The sequence below is a fragment of the Malaciobacter canalis genome (assembly GCF_008000835.1).
Taxonomy (GTDB): Bacteria; Campylobacterota; Campylobacteria; order Campylobacterales; family Arcobacteraceae; genus Malaciobacter; species Malaciobacter canalis.
Genome location: NZ_CP042812.1, coordinates 484,864 through 501,259, shown reverse-complemented (window position 1 = coordinate 501,259; position 16,396 = coordinate 484,864). Strand labels below are relative to the sequence as shown.

General features: G+C 28.5%; 15 protein-coding genes. 13 read left to right on the top strand and 2 right to left on the bottom strand.

Features of this window, described 5'->3' with window-relative positions:
• Position 1: 1 nt before the first annotated feature.
• Positions 2-568, bottom strand: a complete 567-nt coding sequence (locus ACAN_RS02480; protein ID WP_099333846.1) for a precorrin-2 dehydrogenase/sirohydrochlorin ferrochelatase family protein — start codon at positions 566-568, stop codon at positions 2-4.
• A gap of 181 nt (positions 569-749) precedes the next feature.
• Between ACAN_RS02480 and napA the strand changes: the two genes are divergently transcribed.
• From napA to ACAN_RS02420, 12 genes are all read left to right on the top strand, one after another.
• On the top strand, positions 750-3,554 hold the full coding sequence (napA, locus tag ACAN_RS02475; RefSeq protein ID WP_099333845.1) for a nitrate reductase catalytic subunit NapA: 2,805 nt from the start codon (positions 750-752) through the stop codon (positions 3,552-3,554).
• Positions 3,555-3,669: 115 nt separating this feature from the next.
• On the top strand, positions 3,670-4,479 hold the full coding sequence (napG, locus tag ACAN_RS02470) for a ferredoxin-type protein NapG (RefSeq protein ID WP_099333844.1): 810 nt from the start codon (positions 3,670-3,672) through the stop codon (positions 4,477-4,479).
• Positions 4,472-5,290, top strand: a complete 819-nt coding sequence (gene napH / locus ACAN_RS02465; RefSeq protein ID WP_099333843.1) for a quinol dehydrogenase ferredoxin subunit NapH — start codon at positions 4,472-4,474, stop codon at positions 5,288-5,290. Before napG ends, napH begins: the two co-directional genes overlap by 8 nt.
• Positions 5,287-5,892 (top strand): nitrate reductase cytochrome c-type subunit, encoded by a 606-nt coding sequence (locus tag ACAN_RS02460; RefSeq protein WP_099333842.1) that lies wholly within the window; start codon positions 5,287-5,289, stop codon positions 5,890-5,892. The genes napH and ACAN_RS02460 overlap by 4 nt, the downstream gene beginning before the upstream one ends.
• Before the next feature lie 44 nt (positions 5,893-5,936).
• Entirely contained in the window at positions 5,937-6,413 is a 477-nt protein-coding gene (locus tag ACAN_RS02455) for a ferredoxin-type protein NapF (protein WP_099333841.1), read from the top strand.
• Positions 6,414-7,388 (top strand): WD40 repeat domain-containing protein, encoded by a 975-nt coding sequence (locus ACAN_RS02450; protein ID WP_099333840.1) that lies wholly within the window; start codon positions 6,414-6,416, stop codon positions 7,386-7,388.
• Positions 7,389-7,775 carry a chaperone NapD gene (locus ACAN_RS02445; protein WP_099333839.1) on the top strand — a complete coding sequence of 129 codons (387 nt, stop codon included), beginning with the start codon at positions 7,389-7,391 and terminating at the stop codon, positions 7,773-7,775.
• A gap of 1 nt (position 7,776) precedes the next feature.
• Positions 7,777-8,220, top strand: a complete 444-nt coding sequence (locus ACAN_RS02440; RefSeq protein ID WP_099333838.1) for a PAS domain-containing protein — start codon at positions 7,777-7,779, stop codon at positions 8,218-8,220.
• A gap of 42 nt (positions 8,221-8,262) precedes the next feature.
• Positions 8,263-8,652 carry a hypothetical protein gene (locus ACAN_RS02435; protein ID WP_099333837.1) on the top strand — a complete coding sequence of 130 codons (390 nt, stop codon included), beginning with the start codon at positions 8,263-8,265 and terminating at the stop codon, positions 8,650-8,652.
• A gap of 316 nt (positions 8,653-8,968) precedes the next feature.
• Complete coding sequence (gene nrfH, locus ACAN_RS02430) at positions 8,969-9,508, top strand: cytochrome c nitrite reductase small subunit (RefSeq protein ID WP_099333836.1); 540 nt, start codon at positions 8,969-8,971, stop codon at positions 9,506-9,508.
• 12 nt (positions 9,509-9,520) lie between these two features.
• The gene (gene nrfA / locus ACAN_RS02425) at positions 9,521-11,014 is read left to right on the top strand and encodes an ammonia-forming cytochrome c nitrite reductase (RefSeq protein ID WP_099333835.1); all 1,494 of its coding nucleotides are present in this window, start codon (positions 9,521-9,523) and stop codon (positions 11,012-11,014) included.
• 116 nt (positions 11,015-11,130) lie between these two features.
• Entirely contained in the window at positions 11,131-14,316 is a 3,186-nt protein-coding gene (locus ACAN_RS02420) for a cytochrome c biogenesis protein (protein WP_099333834.1), read from the top strand.
• A gap of 359 nt (positions 14,317-14,675) precedes the next feature.
• Here ACAN_RS02420 and serS read toward each other — a convergent pair whose 3' ends face one another.
• Positions 14,676-15,920, bottom strand: coding sequence for a serine--tRNA ligase (gene serS / locus ACAN_RS02415; RefSeq protein ID WP_099333833.1), 1,245 nt, complete (start codon positions 15,918-15,920; stop codon positions 14,676-14,678).
• Positions 15,921-16,075: 155 nt separating this feature from the next.
• On the opposite strand from serS, the gene ACAN_RS02410 reads away from it, so the two are divergent.
• Positions 16,076-16,396 (top strand): hypothetical protein, encoded by a 321-nt coding sequence (locus ACAN_RS02410; protein WP_228145309.1) that lies wholly within the window; start codon positions 16,076-16,078, stop codon positions 16,394-16,396.

Sequence of the window (16,396 nt, the reverse complement as noted above, 5' to 3'; positions counted from 1 at the left end):
TCTATTGTTTAAAATTCTGAATATATTTTTGGGCCTTTTGTCTTAAAAGGTCCATTCTCTTTTTTCCCTTTGGCAAACTTGTTCTTAGATCTTTCATCTGTTTTAAAAAAGAATCAATATCATTAGGAATTAACTTTTCAATATATTTTTTAAACTCTTTTGCAAATGCTGGTGCACTTCCCATTGTTGATACACATACTACTAAATTATCTTTTTTTATATATGATGGCAAAATAAAATCACAATACTCTTCAAAATCTGAAAAATTACACATGATTTTCTTATCTTTTGTTTCTTTATAAATATCTTTTTGTAATTGTAAGTCATCAACTGCCACAATTAATATATCAATTTTTTCTAAATATTTACTATTGTAATTATCTTGTAAATAACTTAAGTTATATTTATCTATTGTATTTTTAAACTCAAAATTTATTTGGGAAGAAACAATCACAATATCATTAGTGAACTCTAATAGTGAAAGGACCTTTCTATGAGCCACTTCACCTCCTCCAACTACTAATGTTTTTTTATTTTTTATATTTAAAAATATTGGTAAATAATTCAAATCATTCGCCTTAAGTGTTTTTTTTAATTCTACTTTGTTTTGTGTTAAAAAGTAGTTTTAAAACAATTAAAACCCGACAATAATTATCTTAATTTAAACTTATATTATTTGACTAAGGTCAATTATTATATTTAAAATAAGTGATACAATTCTTATGAAACAAAATTTTAAAGGAGATAAGATGTCGCTTTCAAGAAGAGATTTTCTTAGAAGTTCAGCCGCAGCTTCTGCAGCAGCAGCAGTTGGTATGAGTATGCCAACAGAAGTTCAAGCAGCAGCAAATAAGCTAGAGGGTGACTGGAGATGGGACAAAGCAGCTTGTCGTTTCTGTGGTACTGGTTGTGGTATTATGCTTGCTACGAAAAATGGAAAAATTGTTGCAGTAAAAGGTGATCCAGCAGCACCTGTAAATAGAGGGTTAAATTGTATTAAAGGTTATTTTAATGCAAAAATCATGTATGGTGCAGATAGATTAAAGCAACCTTTACTAAGAGTCAATGCAAAAGGTGAATTTGACAAGAAAGGAAAATTTGCTCCTATTTCTTGGGAAAGAGCTTTTGATGAAATGGAATTTCATATTAAAAAAGCACTTAAAGCTTCTGGACCTGAGGGTGTTGGTGTATTTGGTTCTGGACAATATACAGTTATGGAAGGTTATGCAGCTCAAAAAATGATGAAAGCTGGATTTAGAAGTAATGCAATTGATCCAAATGCAAGACACTGTATGGCATCAGCCGTTGTTGGTTTTTACCAAACTTTTGGTATTGATGAACCATCTGGATGTTATGATGACATTGAACTTACTGATACTGTTGTATCTTGGGGTTCAAATATGGCAGAAATGCACCCTATTTTATGGTCAAGGGTAACAGATAGAAAATTATCTGATCCTAATAATGTAAAAGTTATTAACCTTTCAACTTATAGACACAGAACTTCTGATTTAGCAGACATCGAAATTATCTTTAAACCAAACTCTGATTTAGCTTTATGGAACTATATAGCAAGAGAGATTGTATATAATCACCCTGAATCAATTGATTGGGATTTTGTAAAAGAGCATATTGTATTTGCAGCAAGTCCAGTAAATATGGGTTATGGTATGAGAAGATCTGATGAAAAAGCCATCAAAGAAGGTAAATATACTGATAAAGAGATGGAAACTATTTCTAAAGAGATGTCAAAAATAGTTTCAGAAGATGAAGCTCCTGCCTTAGCACCTTATGGATATAAAGCTGGGGACAATATGATAAATAAACCAGCTGGATTAAAACACTGGGAAATATCTTTTGAAGAGTATAAAAGATTCTTAGAACCATATGATGCTGATTATGTTACTAAAGTTTCAAAAGGAAATCCTGATGAAACTGATGAAGATTTTAAGAAAAAGATTAAAGAATTAGCCAATTTATATATTCAAAAAAATAGAAAAGTAGTATCATTTTGGACTATGGGTATGAACCAACATACAAGAGGAACTTGGGTAAATACTTTAGCATATAATGTTCACTTTTTATTAAATAAACAAGCAAAACCAGGTTCTGGTGCATTTAGTTTAACAGGCCAACCAAGTGCTTGTGGAACTGCAAGAGAAGTTGGAACTTTCTGTCATAGACTACCTGCTGATATGATGGTAGCAAATCCAAAACATAGAGCAATTTGTGAAAAAGCTTGGAAAATTCCAAGTGAAACTTTAAATCCTGTTGGAAACCAACATATTATGAAAATTCACAGAGATATTGAAGATGGTGTAGTTAAGTTTGCATGGGTAAATGTTTGTAACCCATATCAAGATACAGCAAGTGCTAGTCATTGGATAAAAGCAGCAAGAGAGATGGATAACTTTATTGTTTGTTCTGATGGATATCCAGGTATTTCTGCAAAAGTATCTGATTTAATTTTACCAACTGCTATGATTTATGAAAAATGGGGAGCATATGGTAATGCAGAAAGAAGAACACAACATTGGAGACAACAAGTATTACCAGTTGGTGATTCAATGTCTGATACTTGGCAATGGGTTGAATTATCAAAAAGATTTACTATAAAAGATGTATGGGGTGAATATACTCTAAGAAATGGTAAAAAACTACCAAGTGTTATTTCAAAAGCAAAAGCTATGGGATATGATGAAAATACATCTATGTATGATATTTTATTTGCAAATGAAAAAGCAAAATCTTATAAATTAGATAAAAATGATCCAATTCAAGCAGGTTTTGATAACTCTGAGGGTTATGGAGATAGCAGAAATGTTGTTGGTAGTGATGGTAAAGTATTCAATGGTTATGGATTCTTTATTCAAAAATATCTATTTGAAGAGTATGCAGACTTTGGTAGAGGTCACGCACATGATTTAGCTGATTTTGATACTTATCATAAAGTAAGAGGATTAAAATGGCCAGTTGTTGATGGTAAAGAAACACAATGGAGATTTAATACTAAATATGACCCTTATGCTAAAAAATATGGAAAAGCTGGAACAGATTTTGCATTTTATGGAAAACTAGCAAAAGCTTTAGCGCAAGGTGATTTAAATGGTATTACAGATAAAAATAAAAAATCTTTAAAAAATAAAGCAAAAATCTTTGCAAGACCTTATATGGATTCGCCTGAAATGCCAGATGAGCAATATCCAGTATGGTTAAGTACAGGTAGAGTACTTGAACATTGGCACTCTGGAACTATGACTATGAGGGTTCCTGAACTATACAGAGCAGTACCAGAAGCACTTTGTTATATGCATCCAGCTGATGCAAAAAAATATGATGTGAAACAAGGTGAGCTTTGTTGGGTTGAAAGTAGAAGAGGAAAAGTTAAAGCAAGAGTTGAAACTAGAGGAAGAAATAGACCATCAAGAGGGCTTGTATTTGTACCTTGGTTTGATGAAAAAGTATTTATTAATAAAGTTTGTGCTGATTATACTTGTCCACAATCAAAACAAACAGACTTTAAAAAATGTGCTGTAAAAATTTATAAAGCATAATTAGTTGAAGTTGAGTTGATAATGATAGAAAATGCAAATTTAATGAGCAATTTTTACTTGTGTCATGGAAATTCATTATCAATTAAAATTATCAATTCAAAAAGGGAGTATTGTTTTGAGCAATAACATTCCAAAAAAAGATCAAAAAATGAATAGAAGAGAGTTTTTTCTAAATGGTGCAAGAGCCTTAGGGCTTACTGCACTTGGTGGTTTAGTATGGAGTGCATATGTTGATGAAGTATCAGCATCATCTCTTTTACTAAGACCTCCAGCAGCGCTTAATGAAAAAGATTTTCTTAAAACATGTATTAAATGTGGGATGTGCGTTGAAGCATGTCCTTATGATACATTACAATTAGCAAAGCCAGGAGATAACATGCCTTTGGGAACACCATATTTTATTCCTAGAGATATTCCATGTTATATGTGTCCTGATATACCATGTGTACCTGTATGTCCAACAGATGCATTAAATGAGAAACTAGTAACAACAAATAATAAGCTTGATATTAATAAAGCTTCAATGGGTGTTGCTGTAATTGATGATAACAGTTGTATAGCTTTTTGGGGTATTCAATGTGATGCATGTTATAGAGCATGTCCGCTTTTAGGTGAAGCAATTACTATTGAATATACAAAAAATGAAAGAACAGGAAAACACGCTTTTTTAAAACCAGTTGTTCATGCAGATGTATGTACAGGTTGTGGTTTATGTGAAAAAGCATGTGTTACTCAAAAAGCAGCAATTTTTGTATTGCCAAATGAGGTTGCAAAAGGAAAAGCTGGAGATTATTACATCAAAGGCTGGGATAAAAATGATGAAAAAAGATTAGAAAAAGCAACAAGCGAAACCACTACTACAAAAATTAGTGAAAGAAAAGCAGTTGACTCTTTAAATGATATAGGAGGACTTTTAGATGATTGATTTAATTAAAAAAAGTAAATTCCTAATAGCAAGAAGAATCACTCAATTTACTATTATGTTTTTGTATATTGCAGCTAATGTTTGGGGCTTTAATTTCCTAATGGGAAATCTTAGTTCATCAAAACTTTTAGACACAGTTCCTTTAAGTGATCCTTATGCAGTACTTCAAATGTTTACAGCTGGTGCAGTAATAGCAAGTGATGTTTTAATAGGAGCTATTATTATATTTGTATTTTATATGTTTATTGGTGGAAGAGCATTTTGTTCTTGGGTTTGTCCTGTAAATATAATTACTGATTTAAGTAACTATATTAGAAGAAAATTTGGATTTAATAAAATTTTAAAAAGACAACCTGCAACAAGAAACATAAGATATTATGTATTAGTTTTAAGTTTGATACTCTCATTTTTTATGGGATATGCAGCATTTGAATTAATCTCACCTGTATCAATGGTACACAGAGGTTTGATATTTGGACTAGGATTTGGCTGGGCAGCTATTGTAATTATATTTTTATTTGATCTATTTGTATTAAAAAATGGCTGGTGTGGTCATGTATGTCCAATTGGAGGGTTTTACTCACTTATTGGAAGATTTAGTTTAATAAGAGTTCATCACAATCATGAAAACTGTACTGCATGTATGAAATGCAAAGAGGTTTGTCCTGAATCACAAGTACTATTTATGGTAACAAAAGATTCAATTCCTGTAACATCAGGGGAGTGTACAAACTGTGGAAGATGTGTAGAAGTGTGTGATGATGAGGCTCTTAACTTTTCAATAAAAAATTTAAAAAAGGAAACAAAATGAAGTTAACTAGTATAACTTTAGGTATTGCAACAGCAGCTGTATTATTTGCTGCTGGATGTGCAACAAGCCAAAAAACTGTTAGTGAAGAGTCGTTAGGTTTAAGAAAAACTGACTTATATACAGAAAAATCAACAATAGCAGATAAAACAAAATATTCGACTTCTCCTGCTGGAACAGGGATATTGTATGAAAGATCATTTGAAAATGCTCCACCAATGATTCCACATGATATAGAGGGTATGTTACCAATTACTATAAATAATAATGCTTGTACAACTTGCCATACTCCTGGAATTGCAGAATCAATGAATGCAACACCAATTCCAAAATCTCATTTTACAGATTTTAGACCAGTGACAAAGCTTCTAAAAGATGGTAAAATTGAAAAAGATGGTAAAGTATATACAAATACGAGTGATTTAAAATTGGCTGATTATAAAAAGTTAAATACATTAGCTGGTGCAAGATTTAATTGTAGCCAATGTCATGCTCCACAATCAGATGGACAATTAGTTGATAATACTTTTAAACCTGATTTTAAATCAAAAGGTGCAAACAAAGCATCTAATTTAATTGATACTATGAATGAAGGTGTTAAATAAATATTAAAATAGAAGATTTTCTCTTCTATTTTAAAAGGTAAACCATGAAAAGAAGAGAATTTTTTAACTCAATAACATCAAAAATTAGAAAAGAAGAAAAAAAACATATAATAAGACCACCTTATTATAAAGACAAAGATCTTTTTTTAAAAGAGTGTATAAATTGTGAGGGCTTTTGTGTTTTAGCTTGTGAAGAGAATATCATATCAATAAATGAAGACAAAACACCAATAATTGATTTTTCAAATGGTGGTTGTACTTATTGTGATGAGTGCGCAAATGCTTGTCCAAGTGAAGTATTAAGTATAGAAAACAAAAGAAATATTGATGTAAATATATCAATAAATATATTAAAATGCCTCTCTTGGAATCAAACAATGTGTTTTTCATGTAAAGATCCTTGTTTAGATGATGCAATAGATTTTATTGCCATGTTTAGACCTGAAATAAATAGTAATTGTACTTCTTGTGGTTTTTGCATTAAGTACTGTCCTGTTGATGCAATTGAAATAGGAGCATAAATGAAAACTTTCAAAATAGTATTATTAGTAGTTTTTTCTGTACTTAGTTTACAAGCTAATATAAATATACTCAAAGCAACAAACTCTTTTACTACAAGTGGTGGTGTTACAGATATGCTTATTAAAAAGCAAAAATTATATGTAGCAACTACAAATAGCACCATTGATATTTTTGATATTAAAGCAAAAGAAAAAATCAAACAAATTACTATTCCTAAAATAAAAGATTTTATAGGAGATACTATTAATGCTAAGATTTATAGTGTTGATGTAATTGATAATAAAATATTAATACTTTCACAAGGAAATAAAGGTGGAAGAAATATCTTTATTTATGAAAATGAAAAATTACACACAATAATTAGTGATAAAAAAAGAGAATTTATTGCAAAAGCAAAATTTCTTTCAAAAGACAAAATTCTTTACTCACTATTAAGTAATCAACTCTTTTTATATGATTTAAAAGATAAAAAAATAGTTTATGAAAGACAAGCTTCTCAATCAAGATTTTCTGATTTTTCTTTAAATGATGATAAATCAAAAATAATTATTGCAGATGAAAGTGGTGTTTTACATGAATACCAAACTTCAAATGGCAAGTTTATCAAAGATTATAAATACCAAAACTTAGATAATGTTTATCAAGTAGATTGGAAAAAAAATAAAATAATAACAGCAGGACAAGATAGAAGAAGTGTAGTTTATAATGCTATAAATAAAAATGCTTATTATAAAGAAACAGACTTTTTAATATATAGTTGTGCCTTAAGTCCTAGTTCAAACTTAGCAGGATTTGCAAGTGATGAGTTTAATAACGTAACAATATTTAATACCTTAACAAAAGCAGAATTATATAAACTAACAGGAAGTAAAATGATTATTACAAATATTATTTTTTTAAATGAAAATGAAATATTTGTATCAAGTGATGATAGTAAAATAAACTATTATAAATTAGAAAATAAAGGATTTTAAATGAACATTTCAAGTATTGTTGTACAAACATTACCAAAATATTTAGATGAAGTTGTACAAAATTTAAAAGATTGTAAAGCATGTGAATATCATATGCATGATGAAATTGGAAGAATTATTATTACAATTGAGGGTAAAAATGTTGAAGAAGAGCTTGAAAATTTAAGAGTAATTGAAAACATTCCCCATGTAATTAGTGCAGATATGCAAATGGCTTATAGTGAAGAAGAGCTAAATGAACATATGCAAGTTTTAGAAAACTCTGATGTTGTTCCAAGTATGTTAAATGATGAAACAATAAAAGCTGAAGATATTGTTTATAATGGTGATTTAAAAAAGAAAAATGTTCAAGGATTTGCCAAACATTTTGATAAAATAGGAAAATAAAATGGAATATAAGCAAAGTGAATTTCTAATAGAAACAATTGTTCCAAAAGATGAATTAATAGTTTCAAGAACTGATTTAAAAGGTAATATCACTTATGCCAATGATACTTTTGCACAAATTAGTGGTTATGAAGTAGATGAACTTATAGGAAAACCTCACAATTGTGTAAGACATCCTGATATGCCTAAAAAAGTTTTTAAAGAGTTATGGAGTAGCTTAGAAAAAAATCACTCATGGAGTGGAGTTATAAAAAACTTGCGAAAAGATAAGGGCTTTTATTGGGTTCATGCTCAAATAAATGTTGTAAAAAAAGATGGTAAAATTGTAGAATACAAATCAATAAGAACACCAATATCTTTTAAAGACAAAGTAAAATATCAAAAATTATATGACAATATGAAAAAAGAAAACAACGAAAAAATAAGAGTTGTTTCATATATTTAAAAAACTACACAATATTTTCACACTAATATAGTAAAATTACATATGAAAAAATTGATTTTTTTTAAAGTAATTTTACTTTGTTTATCTCTAAATCTTTATGCTTCATCAACAAATATCAAAAATGCCCATGCAATAGGAATTTTTGATGAAAATGGCAATGGTGAAAATATACAACATACAAGAAAAACAAAAGCTGATTATAATGGTACTTGTTTTACAAAAGTTGTTGTAATTGGAGAGTTTTATCATACAAAACCAGAAGTTTATATAGGTAATTCAAGAGGTTATTTTCAAAAATCAAAATCTATTTACAATAAAAGAAAAGTCAAAATTGGTGAAGTATTAACATATCAACACTTTAATGTTTCAAGTGGATATATAAATGTAAAAATTGATAATAAAACTTATGATTTTAAAGTTTTTGTAAAATAAGTATTTTTTATAAATTAATTTCATTGCTTTAAAGCTAAATTTAATTTTTATATTTAAGAAATTTGTAAATTTACAAACACACTTCTTATAGTTTAAACCAACAAACAAAACATAAGATAATATAATAACACTACCTTTTAAAATACCATTTTATCGATATTTTTAAAAATAGACTACTCAAACATAAATAATTTATACATAATTTCCTATTATCATTTTTGAATGAATATTCACTTAAATTGTAATTTCTTGATTTACATCAAGAGAGTTATCTTAAATTAGTTTTATAATTTTAGGGTAACTTAAAGGATTTAGGATGGAAAAGAACAAAAAAATTGTTGTTTATGGAACAGTTTTAAGTCTTCTTATTGCCGCTTCGCTTTTTGTTTACACAGTATATGCATCTAACATGTTGTCATATTTGTCAAGTGATCCAAAGGCCTGTATTAATTGTCATACAATGAATTCAGCCTATGCAACTTGGCAAAGAAGTTCACATAGAAATGTGGCAGGATGTGTTGATTGCCATTTACCTGTTGGTGATGTTGTAGCTAAATACAAATCAAAAGCAATAGATGGATGGAATCATTCAGTTGCGTTCACATTAAACACTTATGAGAATAATATTCAAATAAGTGATGATGGAGCAAGCCGTGTACAAGCTAACTGTATTCGATGTCATGCAAGTGAGAGTGCGACATTGAAGCTAAACGCTGACAAATATCATAGCGGTGAGGACGGAAGTCTAGAAACTGGTCGGAAATGTTGGGAGTGTCACAAGTATGTGCCACATGGTAAAGTTCGTAGTTTAATATCTACTCCATATAATCTTGGAGTTAAAGAAAAAATGAAATAGAGGTAAGTTGTCATGAAAAAATACAAAATCCTTCTTGCTATTTCTTTAATAGCAATTGGACTAATGTCTGTTTTAGTTGCATCAATTAATGAAAAAAAAGAAGAACAAAAACAGATTAATAGTGTTCCGCAAATAGGTAAAAAATGGGAAACAAAAAACGAAGAGTTTAGAAAGTACTATCCAAGACAATTTGATTCTTGGAAACAAACTAAAAACTCTGATGATATTCACGATATGTTAAAAGAGTATCCTGAGCTTGTTGTATTATGGGCTGGTTATGGATTTGCAAAAGATTATAATGCTCCAAGAGGACATTTTTATGCAATTGAAGATAACAGAAATACATTAAGAACAGGTGCGCCAGTTGATGAAAAAACAGGACCAATGCCAACTGCATGTTGGACTTGTAAATCACCAGATGTTCCAAGAATCATGGATGAACAAGGTGATGAAGAGTATTATACAGGTAAATGGGCAAAATATGGTTCTGATATTATAAATCCAATTGGATGTATGGATTGTCACAATCCTAAAACAATGGAGTTACAAGTAAATAGAAAATATTTAGATGATGGATTAAAAGCTGCTGGAATTAATGATTTATCAAATTCAACTCAGCAAGATATGAGAACTTTAGTATGTGCTCAATGTCACGTAGAATACTATTTTGATAAAAAAACTACAAGTAAAGGTAAAAAAGCAGCTGTTGTAACATTACCATGGGCTGAGGGAACTTCTGTTGATGATATGGAAAAATATTATGACAATATTAACTTTTCTGATTGGACACATAAGATTTCAAAAACTCCTATGTTAAAAGCTCAACACCCAGGATATGAGATGTGGAAAACAGGTGCCCATGGAAGAAATAATGTTTCTTGTGCAGATTGTCACATGCCATATACTCAAGAAGGTGGAATAAAATATACAGATCACAATATTGGAAACCCACTAGAAAATATGAGTAAAACTTGTATGAATTGTCATAGAGTTAGTGAAAAAGAGTTACTTGCTAATATCAATGAAAAAAGAGAAAGAAAAAATGAACTTCATAAAAAAGCTATGGTTCAAATCTCTGCTGCACACTTAGAAGCTGGTAAAGCTTGGGAAGTTGGAGCTACTAAAGAAGAGATGGCACCTGTATTAAAAGATATTAGACATGCTCAATGGAGATGGGATTATGCTGTTGCTTCACACCCTGCATTCTTCCATGCACCAGAAGAAACATTAAGAGTATTAGCAACTGCTATTGATAAAGCTGGACAAGCAAGAATTAAATTAGCTAAAATATTAGCTAAACATGGAGCTACTGATTATAAAGCACCTGAGTATAAAACAAAAGAAGATGCTCAAAAAATTATTGGTCTTCCATTTAAAAAACTTGTTGAAGATAAAAAAGAATTCAACAAAAACTTAGTACCAAAATGGAAAAAAGAGGCTGAGAAAAAAGGTCTTTATAACCCAGAATCTACAAAAGAAGTAGAACATAAAACTTCTTACAACTAAAAGTAAAAAGAGGATTTCTCCTCTTTTTATAATAGACTCTAATTTTTGTAAGTAACACATAATATCTTCCTTTCTTGTGTTACTTATAAAATTTAAATACTTTATGGATTAACAAAATGAAAAAAACTATTAAAACACTTTTTAGTATAGAAGTTATGACTGTACTTATGCTATTTTTTGCCCTTGCATGTGCAGTTGCTACTTTTGTAGAGAATGACTTTGGACCTCTTGGAGCAAAATCATTTATATATGGACAAACTTGGTTTGAAGCAATAATGCTTTTATTAACTATTGGTGTTATCTTTAATATTTATTGGTTCAAAATGTATCAAAAAAAGAAATTTTTCATTCTTTTAATTCATATATCTTTTATATTTATATTTATAGGTTCTGCACTTACTAGATATTTGGGATATGAAGCAATTATGACAATTGATGAGGGAAGAGAACAAAATATTATTTATACTACAGATGAATATATTCAAATAAAAGCTACTAATAAAAACAATGAACTAAACTTTGAAAAAAAAGTTTTAATGACAAAACTTAATCAAACTGATTTTTCACATACTTTTGATTTAAAAAATAAAAATATAAAAGTTAAATTTGATAAATTTGTACCAAATGCTATTGAAGCAATTGTTGATGATAAAGATGGAATTCCAATGGTAAATATAGTTGTATCAACATTTAATGGAGTAAAAAGTATTGATTTAAAAAATAGTGAAGTAAAAAAAACACAATTTTTAGATTTTTCATTAAATAAAGAGTTTAAAGATTATAAAAAACCTCTTGTTACAATAAATACAAAAGATAATGGACAAATTTTATATAAAGCAAATATCTCTACTGCTTGGTACTCAATTGAAAATAAAAAAGATGGTGTAATAGCTGCAAATAAAGAGATTATTTTAGGGCAATCAAGAGTTTATAAAGTTGGGCAAACACAGTTTATGATTAAACAAGCAAGTTCAAAAGGTGCTTTAAAAGTGGTAAGTGCTTCTAAAAATCAAGTAAAAAAAGATGATCAAGTTAATGCTGTTTTAGTTGATTTAATAACAAATAACAGTAGTAAAAAAATAGCTTTATATGGAAAAGGTGGTTCAAATAGAGGTTATCTTACTAAAACTACTTTTCAAGGAGTTAATTTTGAAATGCAATGGGGAGCTAAAGCTGTTGCATTACCTTTTAGTATAAAACTTTTGGATTTTCAATTAAATAGATATCCAGGTTCAAACTCACCATCAACATACTTAAGTGATATTGAAATTGTTGATAAAGATTTAAAAGAGAATAAATTTTATAGAATATATATGAATAATACATTAGATTATAAAGGTTATAGATTCTTTCAATCTTCATACAAACAAGATGAAAGTGCAACAATCTTATCAGTAAATAAAGACCCAGGAAAAACTCCTACATATATTGGCTATTTTTTACTTTTTACAGGTCTGTTTTTAAATCTTTTTAGTAAAAATGGAAGATTTAGAAAATTAAGCAATAAAAGATTTGATATTGAAGATATTAAAAAAAGTTACTATTTAAAAAATGGTTTTAAATCAGCACTTTTTGTACTTTTTATGTTATTTTCTTTTAATACTCCAACATTTGCAAAAAATTCAATCAATGAAGAGTTAATCAATAGTATTAAAAACATAGATAAAAAACACTCAGACTATTTTGGAAGTTTTTTGATTCAAGATTACCAAGGAAGAATAAAGCCTGTTAATTCATTAGCTATTGAAATAGTAAACAAAATTGCAAGAAAAGATAAGATATTTAATCTTGATGAAAACCAATTTTTCTTAAGCATGATGTTATATCCAAAAGTTTGGCAAAATATAGAGTTTATAAAAATAAAAAACGATAAATTAAAAGAGATTTTAAAAATTGATAAAAATAAAAAAACGATTAGTTTTAATGATATATATACAAAAGATGGGAAATATAAACTACAAAATCTTTTAGAAAATGCAAATGCAAAAAAACCCATAAGTAGAACAAAACTTGATAAAGAGTTAATCAAAGTTGATGAAAGATTAAATATTGCATACTCACTATTTATTGGGGATTTTTTCAAAGCCTTTCCAATAGCATATGATGAAAAAAACAGATGGATTGCTCCTTCTATTGCACTAAGAGTTTTAGATAATAGTTCTGATATTAGTATGTCAAAAGAGCAAGCTATAAAAATAAAAGAGCTTATGCAAGACTATTTTATTACATTAAAAAAAGCAAATGAAAATAATCTTTCTTGGAATAAAGTTAATGAAAAACTACAAAATATAAAAGAGTTTCAAAAAAAATATGCAACACATATTATGCCAACAAAATGGAAAATAGAAGCAGAACTAATATTTAATAAATATAATATATTTGAAAGATTAACTCCTTATTACTTAATATTAGGTCTTACTCTTTTAATAACTGTTTTTATAAATATATTTAAACAAAATCTAAATATTACTAAGTTTACAAAAATAGTTCTTATATTGCTTATTATAGGCTTTGTGTTTCATACTTTTGGGCTTGCACTTAGATGGTATGTTGCAGGTCATGCACCATGGTCAAATGGTTATGAATCCATGATTTATATTGCATGGGCAATAATATTATCAGGAATATTCTTTTCAAAACAATCAAATCTTGCATTAGCTACTACAGGAATATTAAGTGCAATAACACTATTTGTTGCACACTTAAGTTGGATGGAACCACAAATCACAACTTTAGCACCTGTATTAAAGTCATATTGGCTAACTATTCATGTTAGTGTAATTACAGCAAGTTATGGCTTTTTAGGATTAAGTGCTTTACTTGGATTTATAGCTTTAATTCTTTTTGCTTTAATAAATAAAAATAAAGAGAATGAAAATTTCTTTTCTATTCTTTTAAGTATAAAAGAAGCAAATAGAATAAATGAAATGTCTTTAATTATAGGTTTAGTTTTATTAGTAATAGGAAACTTTTTAGGAGGTATTTGGGCAAATGAATCTTGGGGTAGATATTGGGGTTGGGATCCAAAAGAGACTTGGACTTTAGTATCTATTTTAATTTATGCTGTGATTATTCATCTACGGTATATAAAAGGTATTTTAACAGAGTTTTTATTTGCTGTATTAACACTTGTAAGTTATGCTTCAATTATCATGACTTATTTTGGAGTAAACTACTATTTAAGTGGAAAACACTCTTATGCAGCAGGTGATCCTGTACCTATTCCTTCATTTGTTCCTATAAGTGCTATTATAATTTTAATAATCATACTATTAGCTTTTAGAAACAAAAAATCACTATAAAAGTTATTTATAGTGATTTTTTCTAAATTTCTTATCTAATATTAAAAATTGTGTAAAAAGTTTACTAAAAATTTACTCTTTTTTGATATAAATCAAGTATATAATTTGTATAAAGTTATATAATACAGTCAAAGAAGTTTTACTTATAATATGTCTCCTTCCCTACATAATAAGTCTTATGAAACTTCTTTTGTCTTTTAATTCTTTAGTTTAGTCATTCTCATTCCTAACTTTGATCTAAACTAAGAATTAATTTATACTTGTCAAATTATTGATAAATAAATGTGAATATATTATTAAAATTGCGAATTTTGTTTGAAAAAATAAGAAGCCTTTTTTGGTTTCTTATTTTTTATTTCTTACATATACTTTTTAAGTACTTCAGGTATTTTTATAGAGCCATCTTCTTGTTGATAGTTTTCCATTATAGCTACAAGTGTTCTTCCAACTGCTAAAGAAGAGCCATTTAGTGTATGTGCTAAAATATTCTTTTTGTTTTCTTTATATCTTATTTTTGCTCGTCTTGCTTGAAACTCTTTAGTATTTGAGATTGAAGATATTTCTCTATACTTATTTTGTCCAGGAAGCCAAACTTCTAAATCAATTGTTTTTGCTGCACTAAATCCTAAATCACCAGTACAAAGCATAACTTTTTGGTGAGAAAGTCCAAGTGAAGTTAATAAGTCACTAGCACAAGCAACCATTTTTTCAAATATTTCTTCTGAATCTTCTTGTTTAGTAATTGCAACCATTTCAACTTTATCAAATTGGTGTTGTCTAATCAATCCTCTTGTATCACGCCCTGCACTTCCTGCTTCTTTTCTAAAACAAGGAGTATATGAAGTTAACATTAAAGGTAATTCATCAACAGCAATTATTTCATCACTATAAAGGTTAGTAAGACTTACCTCCGCTGTTGGAATAAGATATAAATCCTCATCCTCAATTTTAAATAAATCATCTTCAAATTTTGGAAGTTGTCCTGTTCCTTGTAAAGTGTTTGAGTTTGCCATAAAAGGAACATACCACTCTTCAAAACCTCTTTGTCTATTAAAATCAAGCATATAATTAATCAATGCTCTTTCTAATCTTGCAGCAACTCCTCTCATAGCTGAAAATCTAGATTTAGCTAACTTAACGCCTCTTTCAAAATCTAGCCATCCATTTTTTTCACCTAAATCCCAATGCTCTTTTGGTTCAAAACTAAATGATGGTTTTTCACCTATTGTTTCTAATACAACATTTTCATCTTCACTTTCACCATTTGGAACATTCTCATCTGGAAAGTTTGGAACACCAAGTGCAATTGAAGTTAGTTTCTCCTCTAAAACCCTAACATCATCTTCTAAGTCTTGTTTTTTAGCTTTAAGTTCACCAATACTTTTTTGTAATGGTGCTATATCAAGTCCTTCTTTTTTATATCTTCCAAACTCTTTTGATAATTTATTTTGCTGTGCAGTTACATCTTCCATGCTTTGTCTTTTTGCTTTAGCATCTTGTGAAATTGTTTTTAAACTATCAAGTAGTTTTGCATCTACACCTTTTCTTTTTAAGGCATTTGCAGTAGTTTCAAAATCTTTTTGCAGTAATTTTATATCTATCATATCTATCTTTCACCATAAAATTTTTGCCATTATATCTAAATCTTTCTATGTGGTTGCTTTGCTATATACTTATTCTTATCATGTTATAAATTCTATTAAGTCATTATTCATCATTTAATGATTATAATTATCAAAATTAAATAAAGGTGATATTTTTGAATTGTAAAGTAAATTCTATATTTAAAAAATTAAATACTCCTGAACAAAGTGGAAAAAAAATTGGACTTTTTAGGACTATTTGCGCTATTTTTGGTGGTCTGCTAGTTGCATATCTAGCTATGACCTTACTTGTTTTCATACTTCCTGGAACTGCTGGAGAGTCAATTATTATTCCATTGATGTTTAACACACTAGCTTGGGCAATTGCAGCTTTATGGATATCTGTATCTTCAACTAAGATGATAGCTTTATACAAGATTTTTATTCCCTCAACTATTTTTTGTATTGCTATTGCAATTTTTATTTTAGGAAATTAA

Coding starts and splice junctions, on each gene's coding strand:
- nrfA (WP_099333835.1), top strand. CDS start 9,521: ATGAAAAAATACAAAATCCTTCTTGCTATTTCTTTAATAGCAATTGGA.
- ACAN_RS02445 (WP_099333839.1), top strand. CDS start 7,389: ATGAACATTTCAAGTATTGTTGTACAAACATTACCAAAATATTTAGAT.
- napH (WP_099333843.1), top strand. CDS start 4,472: ATGATTGATTTAATTAAAAAAAGTAAATTCCTAATAGCAAGAAGAATC.
- nrfH (WP_099333836.1), top strand. CDS start 8,969: ATGGAAAAGAACAAAAAAATTGTTGTTTATGGAACAGTTTTAAGTCTT.
- ACAN_RS02460 (WP_099333842.1), top strand. CDS start 5,287: ATGAAGTTAACTAGTATAACTTTAGGTATTGCAACAGCAGCTGTATTA.
- ACAN_RS02455 (WP_099333841.1), top strand. CDS start 5,937: ATGAAAAGAAGAGAATTTTTTAACTCAATAACATCAAAAATTAGAAAA.
- ACAN_RS02420 (WP_099333834.1), top strand. CDS start 11,131: ATGAAAAAAACTATTAAAACACTTTTTAGTATAGAAGTTATGACTGTA.
- ACAN_RS02435 (WP_099333837.1), top strand. CDS start 8,263: ATGAAAAAATTGATTTTTTTTAAAGTAATTTTACTTTGTTTATCTCTA.
- ACAN_RS02450 (WP_099333840.1), top strand. CDS start 6,414: ATGAAAACTTTCAAAATAGTATTATTAGTAGTTTTTTCTGTACTTAGT.
- serS (WP_099333833.1), bottom strand. CDS start 15,920: ATGATAGATATAAAATTACTGCAAAAAGATTTTGAAACTACTGCAAAT.
- ACAN_RS02440 (WP_099333838.1), top strand. CDS start 7,777: ATGGAATATAAGCAAAGTGAATTTCTAATAGAAACAATTGTTCCAAAA.
- napA (WP_099333845.1), top strand. CDS start 750: ATGTCGCTTTCAAGAAGAGATTTTCTTAGAAGTTCAGCCGCAGCTTCT.